Below are 21,030 nucleotides of genomic sequence, written 5' to 3' on the forward strand. Positions count from 1 at the left end.
AGCGCCGGCTGTGGGGTGACTATGCAAGAAAAAATACTCTTGATCGAAGATGATCTTGAATTGGCGACAATAATGACACTACAGCTGCAACAATTGGCATTAGACGTTACCGCTGTAAGCACGTTGAATGAGGCGCAGCGCGCGTTGCAACACCACCACTTTGCCCTAACTATATTAGATTTAACCTTACCCGATGGTGATGGGTTGAGCTTGTGTGGGCAGTTACGACTTTGCTATCCAACCATGGCCATTGTGCTCACAACCGCCAAAAGCAGTGAACTGGATCGGATACTTGGCTTGGAAATGGGCGCCGATGATTACATTTGCAAACCATTTAGCTTGCGTGAATTTCAAGCTAGGATCAAAGTGCAATTACGCCGCATTGCTTTGCTCACCACCCCTTCCCAGCCTTCACCCCACAATCGCATTCATCTTGGGTGTTTTGAGCTAGACAGCTTAAGTCATGAAGTCCATATCCAAGGCAAGCAGCTATCACTCACGGCAACCGAATTTGAGTTACTGCACTTTTTTGCCAAGCACCCCAATCAAGTCTTTTCACGCGCACAATTGTTGGATTCAGTGTGGGGCTACTTGCATGACGGCTATGAACACACTGTTAACTCACATATCAACAGACTACGACTGAAACTCACTGAATTGGGGATGCACGATTTGATCCTCACCGTCTGGGGAGTCGGCTATAAGTTCAATGACAAGCAATTACGTCGAGGCGCAGCATGAGGTTTTCCCTCTACACTTGGTTGGCACTCACCTTTACCGCCTTATTTATTGCCATTACAACCACTTTTGTGTGGTGGACAGACAATCTTGCCACTGTGACCCGAGCCCAAGCTGAACAGCAGTTACACTTACATTTGGCAGCGCATTTAGTGCAAGATAACCCCTTATTGGCCGAGGGTGTTTATGATCAATCAGGTTTAGAAAACCTTTTCCATACTTTGATGTTGTTAGGCCCCGCATTTGAGTTCTATTTTATCTCGCCACATGGCGAAGTGCTGGCTTTCTCGGCCAAACTTGGCGAGGTAAAGCGCCAGCAAATTGACCCTACTCCCTTGGTATTGCTACAACAAACTAAGGCACAACAAGATAGTGTAAAATTACCAGTCTATGGCGACGACCCAAGGCAGCTCACCGGCACTAAAATATTTTCGGCCGCCCCCGTGTTTCGACACCAGCAACTACAAGGCTATCTTTATATCATTATTGGCTCAGCTAAATTTGATTCAATCTTTGCCCAGCTGTCAGGCCATAGTCTGCTATTGCAGGGGGGGATAGGAATAGCTCTGCTACTGGTATTTTTGTTTGCTGCCATGTTAGTGATGTTTTTGGTGATCACCAGACCCATTCGACAACTGAGTTTGTTTATTCGTCAAAGTGAACAAGTGCAATTCGATTTAACCCGTGTACCTATGCTTACTTGGCCACATAGCCATAGTGAAATCGCCATGTTAGGCAACAGCGTGAATACCATGCTCACCACCATAAATAAACAGTTTCGTACCCTCACCGAGCAAGATAGCCAGCGACGTACCTTACTGAGCCACCTATCCCATGACTTACGTACACCTTTAGCGTCTTTACAAGGCTATTTGGAATTAATCGACAGTAAACTAAGACAATGCAGCCACGACAATATACCCACCGAGGGCCTCGCTCTTTGGTGTCGTAATGCTTTGCGACAATGCGACAAATTAAAGTTATTAGTGGGGCAAATTTTTGAGTTGGCACAGTTAGAAGCAGGCCAAGCCAAAGTCAATCGTGAGCGTTTTCCCTTGGCTGAGCTCGTGCAGGATATTTGTGCCAAATTTGCCCCTTTAGCACAGCAGCAAGGTATTCAATTGATTGCTCCAACACAGAAGCAGAATGTCAGCGTATTAACAGATATGGCTAAATTGGAACGGATCTTAAGCAATTTACTCGACAACGCTCTAAGGCATACGCCGAAACAGGGCAAAATTGAGATAACCGTGACAGCGACCCACACCCATACCAAACTTTGCGTAATAGATTCCGGTATTGGCATCGCGCCTGCTGACTTACCTCATGTCTTCAAAACTAGCTATCAAGCCAGTAACAGCAACGCGCAATCAGGCATCAACGCAGGGTTGGGTCTGGCAATTTGCGCAGAGCTATGCCGTTTACTGGCAATTGAACTATCCGTCAACAGTGAACTTGGTACAGGCACTCAATTCAGCTTACTGCTCAAAAATACAGACGATTGTGATAACCAATTATGAATGCGACTCGGTGTTTAATTGCAGGTCCTCTTTTGCAAGCGGTGTATCTGGGACTATTCCTTTGATAACCACAGTGTTGGAGATTTTATCGTGAATACATTGGCGATTAGGGTCCCAAAAAATCTGTAAAAACCCGAGTAACCCTGTAGCAAAACCAGCGCCATAACCGCCATAGCGACCAAAACTATCCCAAAGCGTTAAAGGTGTGCCATTGAGCGCAGCAACACGCACCCCAACTAAGCGTTTACCCGGGGTTTGCCCGTCCCATAAATACGTGAAAAGTGAGAAATACGCAGCTGCCCAACCAAAACCTAGGCCAAGATCAGCAATTAAGGTATTAAACCATGCAATTAAACTGCTCGGTCTGGATGCCTGCGAGGTAGGCTTAGATTCAGCAGGCACGGCCTCGCGTTGTTCTTCAAGTACAGCAAGTTGTTGTAACGCCTCAGAAGAAAGTGGCGTGATGTTAGGCTTAGACTCTGTGGTTGTGGTCACAACTTGCTTGCCGTCGTCACTGACTTTGGCTGGTGATAGTAAATCTATGATATCGCTAAATATCAGTAATACAGCAAAGGTCATCACGGTAATGGCAACAAATTTCATCGGCCCACGCCATAGCCACGCAAGTTTTTCCCCCGCCCCTTTACGTTGGCACAACAACAAGCCATAAGCTACCAGCAGCCAGACAAACTCACCACTGATCTCCGCGGCCAAAAACACCAAAGCAATATCCACCATTAAGGCGAACGCACGTTGCCAAGGTAATGCAAGCGGGCAACCCAATAAATTCTTCGAAACCTTAAATGCATACGGTGTCACAATTTGCCGAGTTTCAGCGCCACTTAAGTGCAGCTGTTCAAAATCTTTTGCATCCATCTTTTTACATCCATGCTTTATTATCATTATTGAGCGGATCAAGATATTTTAAGCAGATCTGCACTTATTCAACAAGTCAGCCGCTTTCGTTTATTGACAGTCACAGCAGAGCGTTTTACTTTTCTTGGTAATTGCCAGTTACGCACTTCTTAAAATGACACATGCATTTCAGGAATTTATCCGACTCTTACAAGCTGCAGATAAAACTCAATTAACGACTTTCTTTGCCGCCCAAGAAACCAAAGAAAAACTCGCTATTTTAAAATGGCTATTTAACCAAGCGTAGCAAGACCAAACGAATTACGCCCATTGGCAGGCTATGGTGGAGGTGTTGTGCGTTGATACCGCTATCCCTAACGAGTTGATTGCGGGCATTAATGACGAGTCGCGCCTGACTTTTTTTACCCCAGTGCTACTTAGCAAAGAAGCTTTTGCACAGGTTAATCATCAAGGCAATACGGTGCTACATATCTTGTTTGCCAGCCCACTTGCCGCTTACCCACCGTTTAATTATGTGAGATCGTTACTGTTATTTGAACGTAATGAAAGCTTAAGCAAGGCGCTTGCTGTTCGCAATCAACAGCAACTCACCGCTATTGAAATGTTTTTTAGTCATCGCAAAGACTTAACCGCCCTGCCCAATCACGAACTTGGTGCGTTGCTGGCTTTAGTCGAGGTTGAGCGCAAACTGCAAATTACCCCGCTAAAAGCGAATTTACCTATGATTGTTAAACACTTACGCAAGCAGCATAAAGCAACTTGGACGGGTGCGGAGCAATGTCATATTATGCTCGCCAGTTACTATCAATGCCCTTTAGCACTGGTGTTAAGTATCAAATAATACTTAGAACTAGAGCGTTAAAAAGTTGCTCAACTCACGCATCAAGATGCCGGCATGCCTTGGTGAAGACAAGGTTTCGAGGAGCAACTTAGAGGCAGGCGCACTTCGCACGTCTTTATGACCTTATTTTTTAGCCGCTCCACTTTGATGACGACTTAAGTCATGGTATTGCCACACCACATTGACAATTTGCCATTGCCCTGCGTCATTTTTGAACAGCTGCATATAATCAAGCCATTCATCGGCGGTAAGTTTAACCATAGCGATGCGCCCATCCAACGCCAAAATCTCAACTTTTTTAGTTGGCTCTGTTGGAAAGCGGTCGCCATTTTTATTGTAACTTGCGGCAACTCTGAGCATCACCTCTTTAGACGTTTCCATGACAAACTCTTGGCCTTCTTTATCATGCCAAAAAGTGCGTTTAACCAGTTTTGGGTGTAACGCCCTATCCATCATCGCCACATCAACTTGATGCTGCGATTCAATATAATCCAAGGCTGCGCGGGTTATTAGTGTTTGGTCATCATTTTCGCTCGCTTGCGCAAAGCTACCAATGAGTAACGTACTTAAGAAAAGTTTTTGCCAATAAGTCATAAAATTCCTTGAATATTCAGTAAAGTGTTACAACGCTAAAGTAAGACCAGAGCCCCCATAATTTTCTTTCAAGCGTTTTAACGTAACCAATGGAGAATAAGTAATGAGTTGAGACACGAATCAATTCAGTATGTTATTAAAGCTCAATGGCCTGCTATGAGCTACACTTGCTCAAACTACAAAAAAAGGATTAAATAATGCGAGACTTAGCCGACTTACAAAGATTTAAGTACCTTGTTGATACTTTGCTGACCAGCACACCTGATCTTGTGCTGATGCAGCCATTCACCAATGAACTCACTGCATACTTGGGCAACATCTGTGGGATCAGCGCCGAATTTGACCTCAATGACTGGCAACACGCAAAAACCGCTAATGGCGTGGCAATTTCTCCGGTGAGCGCCGCTAAGTGTTCTCTAGAAACCTTACGCAGCCAAATTTTTATGCAAGGCGTACAAGCGGCGATAACCGACAAACTAGCAAGTAAACCATCAATACACATTTTGTACGCAGGTACAGGCCCTTATGGCACCTTACTGCTGCCCTATTTAGCTTGCCATGCAAACTTACCAATTAAAGTAACACTGTTAGACATCCATCCTGAAAATATCGCTGCGGTTGAAAAGCTTATTCATCACTTTGGCATTGAAAATTACATTGAGGCGCTAGTGTGTGATGACGCAACAAGTTGGCAGCCCGAGCTGGGAAAACAGTTTGATTTAATCATTTCTGAAACCATGACTGCGTTACTAAAAAATGAACCTCAAGTGTGGATTTTCGCCCACTTAGTGCAGTTTTTAGCGCCAGACGGCTGCTTAATTCCTGAAGTCATTAGCCTTAAAGCCCAATTTCTCCTAAAGCAAATCGACGATGACGATAACTTAGCCGCTGGGGAGTTTTTCCGCCTCGACCAACACAGCGCCCTAAGTATACAGCGCAAGGACTTAGACTGTTTGCAAGGTCATATCAATGTCCCCGCTGGGATCACACCAAAGCACAAACTCGGTTTAACCACGGATATACAAGTTTATAAGCAGCACACCCTCACTTTACGGCAATGTAGTCTCAATTTGCCTTTTACACTGCCCCAGCCAAAAGACTTGCTCGAAGCAGGCGCACAAATTCGTTTTGCCTATGAAACCCCTGCCCAACCTGAGTTTGTGTTTTATTTTCCACAAGGTCAGCAACCGCTGAGTAAAGCCAATATCGTTCCTAGCGAATCCCCATCACCAAGCGGGCTTTTCCACTTATCTCGTGCTTTTCAACAAGCTAGGTTGCAAAAGTACGGTGATAAAATTCAACCCAATGACACGGATAGACTACGTGAACAAGTCCTTTGCAATGCACTCGGTTTAACCTTGCATCAATGGTATGAACACCTCTTTACCTGCGATAGCCTAGAAGAGCTTGAACAATGCTTACAAATCTTAAACCCCAAGTTACATGGCCCTGACTTTGTGCAAAACCTCAATAGCAAGCTGTTAAGTAGCCACAGCGATATTAGCTAGCAACCCAGCCGGGTGTAAAACCCCGCCCACAGCGTAAAAAGGAAAATTATTGTGGGCGCGATTTTATATCGCGCAATGCTTGTTTCTCGCGTAGCAAGGTTATTGCGGGTTTGCTTTACCTTCGGCTTTCAACTTAGCGCGATACGCTGCGATTTCTTCTGGGACGTTATTACAAAAGCGATGTAATGCCTCACTTCTTTCACCATAAGTACAGTTTGCTACAGCAAACTCAGGGATAAAGCGTTCTCCTTGAGCTCGGGCCACTTCAACGATTTCACGCCGAATATGGTCATCTCCAAAGGCCGCATTCGCCATAAAGCTGATCACCTGTTTATCATTGGTAAAACTGGTTATAAGGATTAAAAACGCGGATGACGGTTTATTTGAAACGAAATATTCATCAGGCAACCTTTCTGCTATGGCTTGCAAGTTTTTAGGGTAAGTCAGCGCAGCGCGATAATAATGCCCCTCTTTGGTATCAAACCATTCAAAATAGCCCGTCTTGGGGTAACGGTCAGGGAACATAGAAGCACCGCTGCCGCCATCTCCGATGCAACAACCTAGAGAACCTCCCGGTGTGCCGGTATTATCGAATTGCGCCTTAACCAAAGTGTAACGGCGACTTTCTTCCGCGCTATAGCCAAACTGATAGTTCACTTTACGTGCACATGCGGTGAGTAAAGTCAGGGATAAAATAATCAGGCTTATTTTGTATCGGGTGTTCAACTGACATCTCCTTTATTACTTTGATTGGGATATTTATCCCGACTCCCTGAAAAAGTTTTAGTATCGGTTTTCTGCCTACTGTGAAAGATTCAAATCACAGGTAAGTTTTTCAATTTAAAAGCAGCGGGGTGTAAAAAAATTATTGTGGGCGCGATTTTATATCGCGCAATACCTTTTTTATCGCACGGAGTGGTTATTGCGGGTTTGTTTTACCTTCGGCTTTTAACTTAGCGCGATACGCTGCGATTTCTTCTGGGACGTTATTACAAAAGCGATGTAATGCCTCACTTCTTTCACCATAAGTACAGTTTGCTACAGCAAATTCAGGGATAAAGCGTTCTCCTTGAGCGCGGGCGACTTCAACGATTTCACGCTGAATATGGTCACGACCAAATGGGTCGTTTGCCATAAAACTAATCACCTGTTTATCATTGGTAAAACTGGTAATGAGGATTAAAAACGCGGATGAGGGTTTATTTGAAGAATACACCACATCTGATAAACCCTCAGCGATGGCTTGCAAGTTTTTAGGGTAAGTCAGTGCAGCGCGATAATAATGTCCTTCTTTGGTATCAAACCATTCAAAATAGCCGGTTTTGGGGTAACGGTCAGGGAACATAGAGGCACCGCTGCCGCCATCACCGATACAACATGCGAGAGACCCACCTGGTGTGCCGGTATTATCGAATTGGGCTTTAACTAAGGTATAACGTTCATCATCTTCCCCGCTATAGCCAAACTGATAGTTCACTTTGCGTGCACAGGCGGTGAGTAAAGTCAGGGATAAAATAATCAGGCTAATCTTGTATAGGGTATTCAACTGGCATCTCCTTTATTACTTTGATTGGGGTATTTATCCCGCTCACCTTGGAAAGGCTTTAAAATCGACTTTTGAGGGGTGTTAGCGTTGATTAACCCGCCATTCGGTTCCACAAATTGATGGGAGTGATGTACATAGCGCACAAAAATAGTATGTAATTCCTGTTGGCTAGCCGCGCCTTTTGCCAAACCTTGTAACTCAGCGGGGATAAGGTACTTCAGTTCAAGATCACGTAATGTGACTAATGGCTTAAATGGCACTTTACGTTGTAATGCCATTTCGTACATTTTATGTAGTGCGATATGGGCTAAGCTATTTTCCACATAACGTTGCCAAATAACGCGGTAAACCACCGCTCGGTCGTGATTGGCTCCTGAGGTTTGTTGGCGCTCTCGTCCTTTTTTTAAGATAAGCTCGCCACCATAGGCTTGATATTTGGTTTTAACCACTTCAAACCAGCTTGCAATTTTATCTTGGGCCCGTTGCGTACTTCGCTCGTCATTATGTTGCCAACTAACTCGTTTGGTAGCGAGATGGATTTCACGTTTGATGGTGTTAGGGCCATAGCCACCGCCAATATCGGAATGGGCACCGACCAAATAGCGCTCATGAAAATGTGGCGCTGGGGTACTGCTACTGTCCTTTGGGTTATGCAAAATGCTAGTAAGGGGAAAGTGGTAACGAAACTCATGCAAGGCAGTTAAGTGATAAACAAATTTACTGGCTTTGGCGTGTAAATGAAGATTATGCCCGCCATTCAATTGATTCTTAAGGCCAATTGAGGCTACGGTATCAAACAAGCCTAAAAAGCGCACCTCCATTCTGGCCGCAGTGTGGCCAACATTGGGGTATTTTGCGGCATCATTCCCTTTGCCTTGCCTCAGCCTATGTAAACGGTTAACAAAAGCGCGTGCCGTTGCTGCACCACGGCTAAAACCATAAATATCCAGCGCTACCTTCCACTGTTCAAAAGGATTGCCAAGCTTTGTCTCTATGTCTTTAATAAATCTATTGCACCAGTCAAAAGCAATATGGATTTTATCTTCAATACCAATACCAAAAGCCATTTCTAATTTGCTGTAATCTGCGTCCGTTAACAGGTCGCCATTGTCGAGCTGTAACTTAGTATCTCGCGTGCCTATCCCTTTGATATAAGCTCGACGAATATTGTTATTTATGGACTCAGGATACAACTCATACAGCTTAGCGATATTGGTGGGTTCAAAATCATCATCGGGGGATTGTTTATCCACAAAATAATTATTGCCAGTGCCGTCGAAAAACAAACCGATTTGTAAGGTATGTAACGACTTAACAATCAGAGTTTGAGTGGCAGTGGCACTCCCTGCGCTGGCGGTTAGTTGATATTGCCCTGCGGGTAATGACAGCTGAGTTTGCCAATGACGATTAAAGTCGACCGGCGCTTTCGCAATGGATAAAAACTTTGTGCCGGACTCTGGCCCTTGCCAGTTGAGGGTAACTTCTTCGCTATTGCTTGCAGCCCCTTTGATAATCACATCAAACCCAGCGGGGACTTGCACTGTTTCCCCCACTTGCAACGGGTTGTCCGATGTTATCCAGCGGTTGTCGCTGCGTTTAATGCTGCTGGCGTCACTAAAGCCGGTATATTTTAGTGCAATGCTTTGCGGGGTTTCGCCGCTTTGTACTTCATGGTTTTGATAACGCCGATAGGTAAAGGCGTTATCTTCTAGCACCACAGTATCATCTTTGCCAAACTCATCTAAGCTCACTTTCGGTAACGCAGGTGGCGCACTGTAATCTATGGGCCGAGCGGCGCGCATTTGCGCACTCAGTCGCCCCGTGGCTGGCGCTAATTCACCACTCAAGGTAGAGACTTTATTGGTGGTGAGCGACACCCTAGGTACAAACAGCAACGACTCTTTATGCTGTTGATAGTGTTTAAAACTACCGCGCACCCATTGGCCTTTTTGGCGATACCAAATTTGGCTGCGGGTGTCGTAGCGAAACAATTCGGCGTCTTCGCGCGCGATAATCACCCACTCAGAGGCCGAATAACGAGATTTAACCGCCGCAGGAATACGTGACCAATGTGCGGCAGTATTGGGCTGGCTTTGCAGCAGTTGTTTTTTACTGGGCTGCGTACTTTGCGGCTTATTTTGTGGTAACGCAAAGTCGTCAATAGGCGTAAAAGCGCCCGGTGAAGTTGCAAGCATGACGTTTAATTCCTTTAAACTGAGTACCTACCCTGCCAACTTAAAGCTCGGCGGTGTTGGCTAAGTTCGCTCACTTGCCACCCACCTCCAACTTCAAATGGTTTGGATAGATTCGAGCCACTGCTCGTGATTTCTAATGCGCCTAAGCTTTTCAGGCTATTTATAGTTATCCTTATTTGGCAATTGCGACACAGCCTTGCAAACCATTGCCAACCTCCAAACGGGTTTTAGTTTAAAGAAGTTGGCTAAAAATTGAAACATTTTTGTAAAAACACACTTTTACTGCCGTAAATTAATTGGTAACTAGCTGATTTATTTAAATTGTTCTGCAACTTTAAAACAATCGGCAAGATTTGCAAACCAAGGCAACTCAGGTAGATTACGTTCGGGTGGTTTTTTTGCGGGTGTCACACTCAGGCCAAGCTTTGGGGCAAGATAAGTTTGTATTAAACCTTGCAGTTTTACGCTCTCAAGCCGAGTAAAAGCTTGTTGCAGCTGTTGTTTGCTGGCGTCATCCAGCGCCTCGCCACGGTTGACTTGGTCGGCTGCAATCAACCATTGCATCAAGGCTTTTTTAGATTCGTCTGGGAAGTTTTCAACATAGGTATTAATTGGGTCGAACAAGCGCTGAAAGTTAAGCACCTCGTTTTTTATCACAAAAATCAGCAGTAAATTGGTTCCAGCAGTAATATTGCCAGTGCGCTTAGCGCTAAATTGGAAGCCCACCAACGCTTTGCGATAATAGGCTTCTGCTTGTTCAATATGGCCTTGGTCTAATTCCAAAGTGCCTAAATTATTGTTGATAACCGCAATTGCCCGTTCAATTTTGAGCTCCTCGGCTATCTTTTCGGCCTCTTGATAATGCCTGCGAGCTTGAGCGTCGTTATCTAAATGGCGCTCTAAAATAGCTTTATTAATCAAAAGCCCCATCCGCTCATTGGGCGTAGTGGTAAACTGTAGTGCACACGCAAAGCTTTGCTGCGCCTGTTGCCAATAGCCTAACTTACGTAAAATTACCCCGGTTATACGAAACGCTTCACCAGCGTTTTGCAAAAAATACTCTTCCGCTTTAAACGTAAAAAGCCGCACAATGTCTTTATCGACTTCACTAAGTTTGTTGGTCGCAACCGCAGCGCGCATCCGCGCTAAATACCAGCGGATCTGCTGCGAGCTTTGCAGGGTAGATAAATCAACCGCTTGATGGAGTAAGTCAAAAGAACGTGATGGCTCAACGTTAATGTAGTCCTCCGCCTCACGCAGCATATCGCTGGCAGAGCGAGCCGTATCAGGTGCTGGCGTGGCTCGCACTAAAACCGCAAAAAGTGCAAAAGTCACAACAAAGATAAAGCTCACTATTTTATCCATACGCGGCAAATACGGTCTCTTTAAACAATTCTCGGCGGCAGCTTAAGGCCTAAGCTGCAACGGTCTACTTTTCATAGTAGTCGAGAACCCGCTTTAGGTCATCTTAAGCGGTAAAGGTAGCTCCGAGTTATGCAATAAACGCCAAATACACTGCAAATAAGTGGTGGGGTTTCGCAATCTTGTGGGGTTGAGTAACTAGGTAAAAATGGTTTAGAAGTAAAAACCATAAAAATCAATTACTCTGACCACATTGATAAGTTAATATTCACTTTTTGCTATTGTGCCATTGTTTAGTTGTTTTAAGGTAATCCTCATGCTCCATAACTTTCTTCACGAATTCCTCGACTAAACCGTTTGAATAATAATGAATTTCTGGGTTTTTATTTTTATAATGGTACTGATTATCGGAAAGCTTCCATTTATTTTTCGTTACAACGGCATCAAAACAATTAGGGTTTATAATTGGCTTGCCAGAATTTCCACACACTTTAACAAGGTGTTTAGCTAACTTAGCTAGTTCATAACGATCGTGCAATTTACCGTTAATTTCATTGATAGCATCTTTTCGTAACAAAGGATGTGATTTAGACCTATCAACTGGCTTTTCAATGACTAATGCCTTTTTGAGGCCTTCCATACCTTCATCAGCTCTAGCAATAGTAATAGTTGTTCCATCTTCAGTATCAGTAGCAAAAACAAGTTTTACGTTTAGTGGTATTGCAAATTCGATATTATCACTAGTTTCTACATCTTGCTTAACTGATGATGCCAAATCAAGAATATCATTGGCTATATCACCATAAGTTGATTTCATAATCGAAACTGGTGGCGATTTAAACTCTCCGACAAGTGATATCATTCCAGCATGGCTACTATTTAAAAATGATATTTCAGTAAACTCTTCAAATTTCGAAGTGAAATTTAGAACTCCTGACTGGAAGACTCTCGACATAATGCCTTGAATTTCTGGCATCAAAAGATGCACAGCTTGATCACGTAAAAATGCAATTTGTTCTATATTTTTACGCACATTTGATTGTTGAGGGTATAGTTTTTCAAGAGCTTCACGTAACGAAATTGTTTCTTTCAATCCTTTCTTGCTTGATTTACGGAAAATGCTTGTTTCACCATCTCTTTCAATGAGAACAGCTTTTAAAAATTGCTCCCATGCCGTACAGAAGCACATTACAAAAGCATCCATTCTATTTTCTAACGAAGGCCGATTATATAATTCGAGAGCTAGAAGCATATTATCTTTGGATTTACCTAAAAGTGCCTTTGCTAATTTTGATTTACAATTGTGCCCCAAGCCTCGCCGATGCTTGCTTTGAGATAATAATTTTGCAAACTCAACTTCTGAAATCTCTGTACAATTTGATGCTTCATAAACATTCTTTGCAACTTCACTTATAAAATCAGCAAGTTGGCCTTTATTCCAATAAGTCTTGAAAGTCGCAATTTTCCATCCTGTTGCGTTTAAAATTTGCTCTAAGTCGAAATTTTGACCAGAACTTTCTTTTTTCTTTAAAAACTCATGTAAAGCAGATAGTGATTTGCTGACTTGCACGAAAACTCCTTGTGGACACTAAAAATATTAATTAACGAGCGACTTAGTCGTTTTTTGCCCCTAAGTCGCTTCGTTTTCATACATAGTATATTGTTACCATTTATCCTAACTAATTGCTATTACAGTGCTTTACATTCAGATTGTGACCTTACATTGGGACAAAAATGACCAATTCTAGCATCTGCTCTTCGCTCTCAACCAAAAATTAAAACCAACGCATCACTCACCGTTTGCGATTATTGCTAAGTTTCAAACTAAACCTCTACCAATGTCTCAAAACCGCCAAAGATCATCCGCTTGCCGTCGAATGGCATAGTGCTGATATCCCAGTTGGCGATACGGGGGTCGGCCATGGAGGCTTTCATGCCATCGTCACGGACTTGCTTTGTTGGCCAGACCACCCAAGAAAACACCACGGTTTCATCTGCTTCGCATTTTACCGCCATGGGGAATGAGGTGAGTTTGCCTTCGGGTACGTCTTCACCCCATGTTTCCACCACTGCAAGGGCGCCGTTTTCTTTAAAAATCACGGCAACGGCTTCGGCCATTTGGCGGTAGTCTTCTTTTTTGGCGGTTTTTACCGCTAATACGTAACCATCGACATACGACATGGTGTTCTCCTCTTGGTTATTTGCCTTTAAAGATGAGTTACTTGCTGAATTTTGTCCAATCCATGTAGGATAGAAGATAATTTCATCGTTAAGGACATTGCAATGAGCGAACCGTTAAAAGCCTCCAGCGCCAAAGTACAAGCTCATTTGGCACAGTTTGACACGCCGTTTCAGGTGCAAGAACTGCCTGCCTCTACTCGCTCGGCGCAAGAAGCCGCCGATACCCTTGGCTGTGAGGTGGCGCAAATTGCCAAGTCGCTGATTTTTCGGGATCTGGTTTCTGACGAAGCGGTACTTATTATTGCCTCGGGGGCAAATCAGGTCGATTTAGCCAAAGTAGCAGCACAAACTGGGTTGCAATTAGGCAAGGCGGATGCCGCGTTTGTACGCAATAAAGTCGGTTACGCCATTGGCGGGGTGCCGCCGGTGGCGCATACCTCTAAGCTTAGGACGTTTCTCGACCCAAGCTTACAGGCATTTACGGTGATTTGGGCGGCGGCAGGCACACCTAACGCGGTGTTTGCCTTAACCGCGCAAGACTTAGCAAAAATAACCCAAGGGCAATGGTTAGACTTAGCTAAGTAGCGCACATAGCGCTCAGTTAAACGTGCTCAAACTTATAACCAACGCCATAAATAGAATGGATAAACTCGCTCTCAGGGGCGATTTCAGCCAATTTTTTGCGCACTTTTTTAATATGGCTGTCGATGGTGCGGTCGCTGACAATACGGTCGTCATCGTAGATGCTATCCATTAATTGCTCGCGATTATAAATGCGTCCGGGGCTGCGCCAGAGTTTATACAGCAGTTGGAACTCAACATGGGTTAGGCTCACACGCTGACCATGAAAGCCAGCAAAAAGGGTTTCTTCCTCAAGCGTAAGGCTTTGGCTTGCCAACGTTTGTGGGCTTTGCATAACGCTAACCCGGCGTAAAATGGCTTTAACCCGCGCCACCACTTCTCTTGGGCTGTAAGGTTTGCAAATATAGTCGTCAGCGCCAAGCTCTAAGCCCAGTAAACGGTCTACTTCCTCGACTTTGGCAGTTGTCATCACAATCGGTAGCATGGACGTTTGCCGTACTTGCTTACAAATGCTGATGCCATTAAGGTTCGGCAGCATTAAATCTAACACCACCAAAGCGGGTGAAAAGTCACTAATAGCGGCTAATGCTTCGCCCCCATCATAGATGGTTTTGACTTCATAGCCGGATTGCTGCAAATATTTGCCGAGAATATCGGCCAGCTTAACTTCGTCCTCAACCACTAAAATGCGTTCTGCCACGGTATTTTCCTGTTATTCCTTGGCTAGGCTGATTTTTACCGCTAATCCCCCCAGCTCACTTGCTAAGGCGTCAATGCTACCTTGATGCGCTAAAACAATGCTAGTACAAATTGCCAAACCTAGCCCAGAACCGCCGTGGGCACGGCTGCGCGCTTGGTCAACGCGATAGAGGCGTTCAAACAATTTTGGTAATTTTTGCTCATCCACCCCAGGGGCGCTGTCTTGCCAAAGCAAAATCACCTCATCATTTTGCTCACTAATTTGAATGACAATATGCCCTGCTTGCTCCGGACTTGAGTCGGTATAACGCAAGGTATTTTGCATTAAGTTATCAAACAGTTGTGTTAAGCGCTGAGCGTCGCCATAAATTTGCCCTGCGCTGGGCGCTTGTAGCAATACCTGAAAATGGCGCTGCTCTAGCATTGCCGCATGTTTATCTAACACTTTACGCACTACTTCAGTGAGGGAAATCGGCGCCATGCTGTACGTCAATGCGCCACGGTCGGCAAGCGTTAGCTGATGGAGGTCATCAACCAAGCGGGTTAAACGGCACATTTCATCGTGTAATGAGTCGATGGCTTGCACATCAAGGTCAATCACGCCGTCCATCATGCCTTCTAGCTCGGCACGAATGACTGCAATCGGGGTGCGCAGCTCATGGGAGATATCGGCTATCCACTGCCGCTGGGCTTTGCGATTGTCCGCTAAAGTATCTGCCAATCGGTTGATATCTTTAGCTAATTGGCCAATTTCATCATTGCCTTTGGGCTTAAGTTTGACGTCGTAGTTACCACTGGCGAGCTGTTTGGCATTACGGCGAATCGCCAAAATCGGTTTAACTAGGTATTTACTGCTTGGAATGGCCAGCAGAAAGCTTATCACCAGCACAATGGCAGTGATGTAAGTAAATTGGCGCTGCTGCTCTTTGGCAAACATCTCGTCAAATTTAGCGTTAAGGCGCGAGCCGTTTTCTATTCCTAGGTATCCTAGAATTGCCCCCTGCCCTTGGGTCTCTGGGTTGTCATCGCCTTCGTGTAGGGGGATCCATAACGCCGATGTTGCCATTCTAGGCGTGCCTAAGATGAGGTCGCCTTGCACCGTCTTAAACATTAACCTTGACGTCCCACGTCTACGATCGCCGCCATCATTCGGGGGCGCAAGGCCTGCGGCGCGAGGTCGCAGTGGTTGGTCTTCTGGTGGCGGCGGTGGCCGGCGCCCGTCTCGTGGTCGTTGCTCAGCAAGTTGTCCTTGTTCGTTAAGACGCCTTGGCCGCTCACGTTCCAACGGCTTCGTCGGATGCTTTTCACCAAGTTGATAAATGTTAACTATGTTCTCAAAGTCTTTGGTGCCGGGGCGGATCCAGTTCCAATTGACCGACTCTTTAAGCTGTTTCACAAAGACTTCAATAACGGGGACTAAATCGGCTCTTGTGGTACTTTGCACGTATTGACTAAAACTGCGCTGAAATGCGAGTTGGTTGGCAATAAAGATAGCCAATACCACTAAGGTATTTGCAACCAAAATCATCACTAGTAATTTCGTGCGTATCGAGCCTGGCATATTAGAGTGGATTTCCAATTCGGTTTACCGCGTTTAAGCGCAAATTATCCGGATCGCTGTCGGTATTTGCTGGGATAAATTGACGTAAACACGCTGTTTGCATCACACAATTGTCGGTCAATGCTTGTAAAAAAGCGACCAAATCTTGTTGTTGCTCGCGATTTAACCGCGCTGGCTGAAATGGTGATTGGCCTAATAGCTGGAGCGCTTGCTCGCTGTTTTCCATTGAGTTGGTATTAAGGCTGTCACACGTCGCGCTGCGGTTAAATTGGCGCAGGCTACACGCTCCGCCTCTAGCAAAAAACGCATCAACTGCTGCTGGCGGGTTTACATAGTGGCGCACCACTTCATCGAGATTTTGATATACCCCAGCATGACCGTAAGGTGCCGTCACTGCCACATTGATGAGGCTTGGCACTTTAAAGGCGAATTGATCACGAGGCTGTGGGGTTAAATGACCACGGCCTAAATCCTCATGGTTTTCCCCTTTACCAATGCCCATTTGGGGAAATGCCAAATTAAAAAAGCCTTCGTTGGTAAAACGCTCACCACTATGACAGGCCACACAACCGGCTCCGCCTTGGTTTACTGGGGTAAAGAAGCTTATTGCACCGCGTTTTTGCGCATCGCTTAATGCTTGTTTGTCGCCACGTACATAGCGGTGCCAGTTGGTATCCACAAAGGTCATGGCATGTTGATATTCGCCTAACGCCATGGCGATACTATCAAAGGTAATCAGGGTTTCAGCGGGCTCGGCCGAATTATACGCGGCGCGAAACTCGGCTAACCAATCATTGGTGTCTAAATCTCCTTGCAGCGCACCGTAGTCGCCTATGCGCTCTGCGATATGCGTGCGGATCTGCTGATTATTGGTTGCGGTGGTAAAACCCGTGCCGCGCATTTCCTCTGTCGATGTCACAGGGAAACGGGCTAAAGCATCAAGCAAATCGTTTGGTACTGCGGGATCAATTCGGCCAATGCCTGAATCTGGTGTGCTGACTCCGGTTACCGTTTCACCATTGGCTGCGGTACGGGTGATGCGCTCTACTCGGCCATCCCAAAATAGCGCGCGCTCAGCTAGACCGGCATTAAATACCGTGGGTGAGTTACGTGGAATATCCACCTCGTTTTGCACCGCGCGGCGCCCTGGACCAATAACATTGGCGTCAATGGCATTCACCCCAACAGGGAGGGAAAGCCCATCTGCGCCACCTAATGCAGGGTGATGGCAACTGGCGCATGCCACAGACTTCTCTCCACCCAAAGCCTTACTGAAAAACAACTTCATGCCTAATTGAGCCAATGGCTCAGTGATTTTCGGTGCGGTTTGCGCAGCGGCCACTACTCCAGTTAACCCCTGCGCGGCAATAATATTAGCCAGTGATGCATCCAGCGTATTTAGCTCAGGTGCGGGTTGTGGTGGCGGTGGTGGCACTGGTCGTGGTGGAAATGCAGCATGTGCCGTGAGTGAAAGCGATGCCAGCACTATGGCGGCAGGTAGAGTTTTAGAATTTAATGTTGTCATTGCGCGCTCCCGCGAGATTGGCTTAATCTTACAATGACGGCAAAATGTGCAAAAAATATGTAAGCAAATTGCACAAATTGAGGAGTCTGTGCAAATTTGCGGCCTTGTTAACGGCCCCCTGCTAAATCAATAAAGTTACCAGTCACATAACTGGCCTCGTCGCTCAGTAACCAAGTAATGGCAGCTGCTACTTCAGCCGCGGTGCCACCACGTTGCAGCGGTAATAACTGGCCTACTCGGGCTACCCGATTTGGCTCACCACCATCAGCGTGGATCTCGGTCTCAATACAACCGGGGCGCACTGCATTAACGCGAATCTGCCGTGCTGCAAGCTCCATCGCGAGCCCTTTAGTTAAACTATCAACCGCCCCTTTTGATGCTGCATAATCCACATATTCAAATGGTGCGCCAGTATAGGATGCAGCCGACGAGACATTCACAATGGCGCCACCCGCTGGCATGGTTTTGATGGCTTCGCGGCAGCAAAGAAAGGTGCCCGTGACATTGGTGGCAAAAATCCGCTCCCAGCGTACCAAATCAAGCTCAGCAAATTGACATTGAGTGGCGAGAATTCCCGCGTTATTAACCAAATGCGTTACTGTACCTAATTGTGCCGTTACCGCTTCAAATAAGGCTTGTACTTCGGCCTCAACGCTAATGTCGGCTTTAAATGGCAGTGCCACACCGCCGCTGGCAGTTATCTCTTCACACAAGGCAAGCGCTCGCGCCGTTTGAGAGCGATAATTGATTGCGACTGCATAACCTTGCGCTGCTAATCGCTGCGCGGTCGCTGCACCTATCCCCCGCGCGGCCCCCGTAATAAGAACGACTTTGTGCATTGACTCTCCTTACAATTGGCACCAATAACGCGCCAATAAACTAGGCTGCTGTTGCCCTAAAACAATATCCGCCAACTGCCCACCATTGGCTTCAATGACTTTACGCGAGGCAAGATTATCTTCATCTGCAATGATTAACACTTGCTCAAGCCCGAGTGTTTTTGCCGCAGCAAGGCCTTGCGCCAAGAGTTGTTTACCCACTCCTCTGCCGCGCCAGCTGGGTGCGACATCATAACCAATATGACCGACTTCCAAACTCAAATAGGCTGAATCGATATGATGACGCACTCGCAGCGCACCAATGATTTGCATAAATTCGTCACAAAACCAAAAGTGATGGCACGGCACTGTGCTGTCGTTTAACGGCAGATTTTGTTCTGCAAAAAGCTTTGCAACATGAGCAGCAAAGGGTTGCTGAGGCTCATAAAATCCTGCATTTTCTGGATCATGTGCAATAAAGTCAGCGAGGAACGCGTGATAGGCGTGTTCAAGCTCAACGCTTGGGGCGACCAGTTTCATGGTATTGTCTATTTTTGTCGTTATTTTCTAGACAATACGGTTTGTACCTTAGTTTTTCAAGGTGAATTAGTGAACCAATTGCAAGTAAATTGAGCTGAATTCGCGGCTATATCCCCAAAACCCCTTATTGTCCTTGTGTACTGAGAGCCGACTTAGTTTTGCAACTGAGGTATCTACGTGCCATGCTTAGCGGGTTGGCATTAAATGAGTAATAACTATGTGGATCCCGTTGCTTATGGCGCTATCTCTAAGCCCAGATGCACTTTACAAAACAATGAACGACTTAAAGCAACAGATGCAACAAAACCCAGCCGCAGCTTTACAAACATATCAGGCGATAGCCACAGACTTGCCACACAGCGCATCACAAGGGGTATTGGAGCTTCACCGTTTGGGCATGCAAGCGGCGATTATCAATAATGACTACGTTACGCTAAGCCAAATTGCGGTTATTTTACAACAACCTGAATGGTTTAGTGTGGTTAAACCTGAACTCGCGATTTTCATTAGCAACTTTGGCATTTTCTACCGCAGGCAAGGCCAATACACTCTCGCCGAGCAAACCTACCAATGCGCCGAGCGTTATGTTATGGATGCCCAGCAGCAGCTTCGCATTGCCAATAATCTTGCGGTGCTGTACCGCACCCAAGGTAAATTTAACGAAGCTAAGCAAGTGTTATTAAAAGCCAAAAGTAAAGCCGCCACGCCGGACGTTGAAGCGAGCATAGGCAATAATTTAGCCAATCTAATGGTTGAAAATGGCGAATATCAAGCCGCTGCCGACGGTTATCGTAGCGTGTTTAACTATCATGTGCGTGAGGATGACCATCATAATGCCTCAAGAGTGGGCTTGAATATGCTCAACGCTTTGATCCTCGCCCATAATTGGCGCGATTACGGGCGTTTTCATGAATCAGTAGCCAACCAAATTGCGGTGGCTGGTGGCACGTTATTTAGCCAATACTTTCAATGGCAGCAGGTTATTGTGCGCTATTTAGAAACCAATGTAGCACCAGACGCAGCAACACAAGCAGCGCTAGTTAAAACGATGCCAGCATTAAGCAAAGAGGAAATCGCCGCCAGTATTCAAGATTATATCCAACGTTTAGCACTGCCAGCGCTAACCAGTGCATGGCAGCAAATCTATCAACCAATTGAGAACATCACATCCGAGCAGGCTCAATTTGAGCAACCAAGCATTGCGCTAAAGTGGTGTGAACCTTCCTAATACACTGAGTGTTAGACTTGGCTTTAAACTCAAGCTTACTCAGCAGTTCTGCGGTTAAAACCCACCCATTTCTGCCATCAAAGTCACGACCGAGTATAAGCGTGCAAACGTGCTTGTAGGTTGTTGCGTACCGCAGGCCACTCTGCCGCGACAATCGAATAAACCGCCGTATCACGCAGTGAGCCATCACCCATAATTTGATGGCTACGTAAAATGCCGTCGAGTTTTGCGCCCAAACGTTCAATCGCTTGACGTGACGTATGGTTGAAGTAATGGGTGCGAAACTCAACCGCGATGGCACCACTTGAGGTGAAAAGATGGTTAAGTAGCAAAAGCTTGCTTTCAGTATTAATAGCGCTGCGGCGCACTCTATCGGCATACCAGGTGTAGCCAATACACGCCCGCTTATGGGCGGCTTGGACATCGTAAAAACGCGTCGTGCCAACAATATCTCCGCTACAGTTATCGCGTACTGCATACGCTATATTGCCAGTCTGTGCGGCAACCATTGCCTGCTCGACATAGTGCGCCATGCTCGCAGGCGTTGGCACACTGGCATACCATAAACGCCAACTTTCGCCGTCGCTCACAGCCGCCGCTAACGGCTCAATATGCGCTGTGGTTAATAATTCTAACTTAACATACTGACCTTGTAGTGGCTTTGCTTCTATAAACATGGTTGTCCTTACTAAGATTTGGATTGCAACAGCTGCGCT

At 45.8% G+C, this 21,030-nt stretch carries 21 protein-coding genes; 7 read left to right on the plus strand and 14 right to left on the minus strand.

Annotation, left to right across the window (positions count from 1 at the left end; all coding sequences use genetic code 11):
* The first annotated feature begins 21 nt into the window (after positions 1–21).
* Both ACFOEE_RS07040 and ACFOEE_RS07045 read left to right on the plus strand, forming a co-directional pair.
* Positions 22–741 carry a response regulator transcription factor gene (locus tag ACFOEE_RS07040; RefSeq protein ID WP_377122521.1) on the plus strand — a complete coding sequence of 240 codons (720 nt, stop codon included), beginning with the start codon at positions 22–24 and terminating at the stop codon, positions 739–741.
* Positions 738–2,258 carry a sensor histidine kinase gene (locus ACFOEE_RS07045; protein WP_377122524.1) on the plus strand — a complete coding sequence of 507 codons (1,521 nt, stop codon included), beginning with the start codon at positions 738–740 and terminating at the stop codon, positions 2,256–2,258. The genes ACFOEE_RS07040 and ACFOEE_RS07045 overlap by 4 nt, the downstream gene beginning before the upstream one ends.
* Here ACFOEE_RS07045 and ACFOEE_RS07050 read toward each other — a convergent pair.
* Positions 2,253–3,134 carry an RDD family protein gene (locus ACFOEE_RS07050; RefSeq protein WP_377122527.1) on the minus strand — a complete coding sequence of 294 codons (882 nt, stop codon included), beginning with the start codon at positions 3,132–3,134 and terminating at the stop codon, positions 2,253–2,255. The genes ACFOEE_RS07045 and ACFOEE_RS07050 overlap by 6 nt on opposite strands.
* A gap of 154 nt (positions 3,135–3,288) precedes the next feature.
* On the opposite strand from ACFOEE_RS07050, the gene ACFOEE_RS07055 reads away from it, so the two are divergent.
* Both ACFOEE_RS07055 and ACFOEE_RS07060 read left to right on the plus strand, forming a co-directional pair.
* Entirely contained in the window at positions 3,289–3,420 is a 132-nt protein-coding gene (locus ACFOEE_RS07055) for a hypothetical protein (RefSeq protein WP_377122530.1), read from the plus strand.
* 33 nt (positions 3,421–3,453) lie between these two features.
* Positions 3,454–3,975 (plus strand): hypothetical protein, encoded by a 522-nt coding sequence (locus tag ACFOEE_RS07060; protein ID WP_377122533.1) that lies wholly within the window; start codon positions 3,454–3,456, stop codon positions 3,973–3,975.
* 123 nt (positions 3,976–4,098) lie between these two features.
* Here the strand turns inward: ACFOEE_RS07060 and ACFOEE_RS07065 are convergent, their stop codons facing one another.
* On the minus strand, positions 4,099–4,569 hold the full coding sequence (locus tag ACFOEE_RS07065) for a nuclear transport factor 2 family protein (protein WP_377122536.1): 471 nt from the start codon (positions 4,567–4,569) through the stop codon (positions 4,099–4,101).
* 197 nt (positions 4,570–4,766) lie between these two features.
* Between ACFOEE_RS07065 and ACFOEE_RS07070 the strand changes: the two genes are divergently transcribed.
* Positions 4,767–6,077, plus strand: coding sequence for a hypothetical protein (locus ACFOEE_RS07070; RefSeq protein ID WP_377122539.1), 1,311 nt, complete (start codon positions 4,767–4,769; stop codon positions 6,075–6,077).
* Between the two features lie 99 nt (positions 6,078–6,176).
* Here the strand turns inward: ACFOEE_RS07070 and ACFOEE_RS07075 are convergent, their stop codons facing one another.
* From ACFOEE_RS07075 to ACFOEE_RS07100, 6 genes are all read right to left on the minus strand, one after another.
* Entirely contained in the window at positions 6,177–6,803 is a 627-nt protein-coding gene (locus ACFOEE_RS07075; RefSeq protein ID WP_377122542.1) for a hypothetical protein, read from the minus strand.
* Between the two features lie 193 nt (positions 6,804–6,996).
* Entirely contained in the window at positions 6,997–7,623 is a 627-nt protein-coding gene (locus ACFOEE_RS07080) for a hypothetical protein (RefSeq protein ID WP_377122545.1), read from the minus strand.
* Positions 7,620–9,818, minus strand: coding sequence for a T6SS phospholipase effector Tle1-like catalytic domain-containing protein (locus tag ACFOEE_RS07085; protein WP_377122548.1), 2,199 nt, complete (start codon positions 9,816–9,818; stop codon positions 7,620–7,622). Before ACFOEE_RS07085 ends, ACFOEE_RS07080 begins: the two co-directional genes overlap by 4 nt.
* A gap of 312 nt (positions 9,819–10,130) precedes the next feature.
* Positions 10,131–11,171 carry a tetratricopeptide repeat protein gene (locus ACFOEE_RS07090; RefSeq protein WP_377122551.1) on the minus strand — a complete coding sequence of 347 codons (1,041 nt, stop codon included), beginning with the start codon at positions 11,169–11,171 and terminating at the stop codon, positions 10,131–10,133.
* 277 nt (positions 11,172–11,448) lie between these two features.
* Positions 11,449–12,750, minus strand: a complete 1,302-nt coding sequence (locus ACFOEE_RS07095) for a DUF3644 domain-containing protein (protein WP_377122554.1) — start codon at positions 12,748–12,750, stop codon at positions 11,449–11,451.
* 254 nt (positions 12,751–13,004) lie between these two features.
* On the minus strand, positions 13,005–13,361 hold the full coding sequence (locus ACFOEE_RS07100) for a DUF1428 domain-containing protein (protein WP_377122557.1): 357 nt from the start codon (positions 13,359–13,361) through the stop codon (positions 13,005–13,007).
* Between the two features lie 102 nt (positions 13,362–13,463).
* Between ACFOEE_RS07100 and ACFOEE_RS07105 the strand changes: the two genes are divergently transcribed.
* Positions 13,464–13,946, plus strand: a complete 483-nt coding sequence (locus ACFOEE_RS07105) for a YbaK/EbsC family protein (protein ID WP_377122560.1) — start codon at positions 13,464–13,466, stop codon at positions 13,944–13,946.
* Between the two features lie 16 nt (positions 13,947–13,962).
* Here ACFOEE_RS07105 and ACFOEE_RS07110 read toward each other — a convergent pair whose 3' ends face one another.
* From ACFOEE_RS07110 to ACFOEE_RS07130, 5 genes are all read right to left on the minus strand, one after another.
* Positions 13,963–14,643 (minus strand): response regulator, encoded by a 681-nt coding sequence (locus ACFOEE_RS07110; protein ID WP_377122563.1) that lies wholly within the window; start codon positions 14,641–14,643, stop codon positions 13,963–13,965.
* 12 nt (positions 14,644–14,655) lie between these two features.
* On the minus strand, positions 14,656–16,170 hold the full coding sequence (locus ACFOEE_RS07115) for an ATP-binding protein (RefSeq protein ID WP_377122937.1): 1,515 nt from the start codon (positions 16,168–16,170) through the stop codon (positions 14,656–14,658).
* Positions 16,171–16,204: 34 nt separating this feature from the next.
* Complete coding sequence (locus ACFOEE_RS07120; protein ID WP_377122566.1) at positions 16,205–17,728, minus strand: cytochrome-c peroxidase; 1,524 nt, start codon at positions 17,726–17,728, stop codon at positions 16,205–16,207.
* Between the two features lie 107 nt (positions 17,729–17,835).
* A complete protein-coding gene (locus ACFOEE_RS07125) occupies positions 17,836–18,567 on the minus strand; it encodes an SDR family oxidoreductase (RefSeq protein WP_377122569.1) in 732 nt (243 codons plus the stop codon).
* Between the two features lie 9 nt (positions 18,568–18,576).
* Positions 18,577–19,086, minus strand: coding sequence for a GNAT family N-acetyltransferase (locus ACFOEE_RS07130; RefSeq protein ID WP_377122572.1), 510 nt, complete (start codon positions 19,084–19,086; stop codon positions 18,577–18,579).
* A gap of 217 nt (positions 19,087–19,303) precedes the next feature.
* Between ACFOEE_RS07130 and ACFOEE_RS07135 the strand changes: the two genes are divergently transcribed.
* Positions 19,304–20,314 (plus strand): tetratricopeptide repeat protein, encoded by a 1,011-nt coding sequence (locus ACFOEE_RS07135; RefSeq protein WP_377122575.1) that lies wholly within the window; start codon positions 19,304–19,306, stop codon positions 20,312–20,314.
* 83 nt (positions 20,315–20,397) lie between these two features.
* Here ACFOEE_RS07135 and ACFOEE_RS07140 read toward each other — a convergent pair whose 3' ends face one another.
* Positions 20,398–20,991, minus strand: coding sequence for a GNAT family N-acetyltransferase (locus tag ACFOEE_RS07140; RefSeq protein ID WP_377122578.1), 594 nt, complete (start codon positions 20,989–20,991; stop codon positions 20,398–20,400).
* Between the last annotated feature and the right edge of the window lie 39 nt (positions 20,992–21,030).

The organism is Pseudoalteromonas fenneropenaei, assembly GCF_042643375.1.
Lineage (GTDB): Bacteria > Pseudomonadota > Gammaproteobacteria > Enterobacterales > Alteromonadaceae > Pseudoalteromonas > Pseudoalteromonas fenneropenaei.

Coding starts and splice junctions, on each gene's coding strand:
- ACFOEE_RS07085 (WP_377122548.1), bottom strand. CDS start 9,818: ATGCTTGCAACTTCACCGGGCGCTTTTACGCCTATTGACGACTTTGCG.
- ACFOEE_RS07140 (WP_377122578.1), bottom strand. CDS start 20,991: ATGTTTATAGAAGCAAAGCCACTACAAGGTCAGTATGTTAAGTTAGAA.
- ACFOEE_RS07125 (WP_377122569.1), bottom strand. CDS start 18,567: ATGCACAAAGTCGTTCTTATTACGGGGGCCGCGCGGGGGATAGGTGCA.
- ACFOEE_RS07065 (WP_377122536.1), bottom strand. CDS start 4,569: ATGACTTATTGGCAAAAACTTTTCTTAAGTACGTTACTCATTGGTAGC.
- ACFOEE_RS07130 (WP_377122572.1), bottom strand. CDS start 19,086: ATGAAACTGGTCGCCCCAAGCGTTGAGCTTGAACACGCCTATCACGCG.
- ACFOEE_RS07105 (WP_377122560.1), top strand. CDS start 13,464: ATGAGCGAACCGTTAAAAGCCTCCAGCGCCAAAGTACAAGCTCATTTG.
- ACFOEE_RS07115 (WP_377122937.1), bottom strand. CDS start 16,170: ATGATTTTGGTTGCAAATACCTTAGTGGTATTGGCTATCTTTATTGCC.
- ACFOEE_RS07100 (WP_377122557.1), bottom strand. CDS start 13,361: ATGTCGTATGTCGATGGTTACGTATTAGCGGTAAAAACCGCCAAAAAA.
- ACFOEE_RS07120 (WP_377122566.1), bottom strand. CDS start 17,728: ATGACAACATTAAATTCTAAAACTCTACCTGCCGCCATAGTGCTGGCA.
- ACFOEE_RS07050 (WP_377122527.1), bottom strand. CDS start 3,134: ATGGATGCAAAAGATTTTGAACAGCTGCACTTAAGTGGCGCTGAAACT.
- ACFOEE_RS07070 (WP_377122539.1), top strand. CDS start 4,767: ATGCGAGACTTAGCCGACTTACAAAGATTTAAGTACCTTGTTGATACT.
- ACFOEE_RS07135 (WP_377122575.1), top strand. CDS start 19,304: ATGTGGATCCCGTTGCTTATGGCGCTATCTCTAAGCCCAGATGCACTT.
- ACFOEE_RS07060 (WP_377122533.1), top strand. CDS start 3,454: ATGGTGGAGGTGTTGTGCGTTGATACCGCTATCCCTAACGAGTTGATT.
- ACFOEE_RS07045 (WP_377122524.1), top strand. CDS start 738: ATGAGGTTTTCCCTCTACACTTGGTTGGCACTCACCTTTACCGCCTTA.
- ACFOEE_RS07055 (WP_377122530.1), top strand. CDS start 3,289: ATGACACATGCATTTCAGGAATTTATCCGACTCTTACAAGCTGCAGAT.
- ACFOEE_RS07040 (WP_377122521.1), top strand. CDS start 22: ATGCAAGAAAAAATACTCTTGATCGAAGATGATCTTGAATTGGCGACA.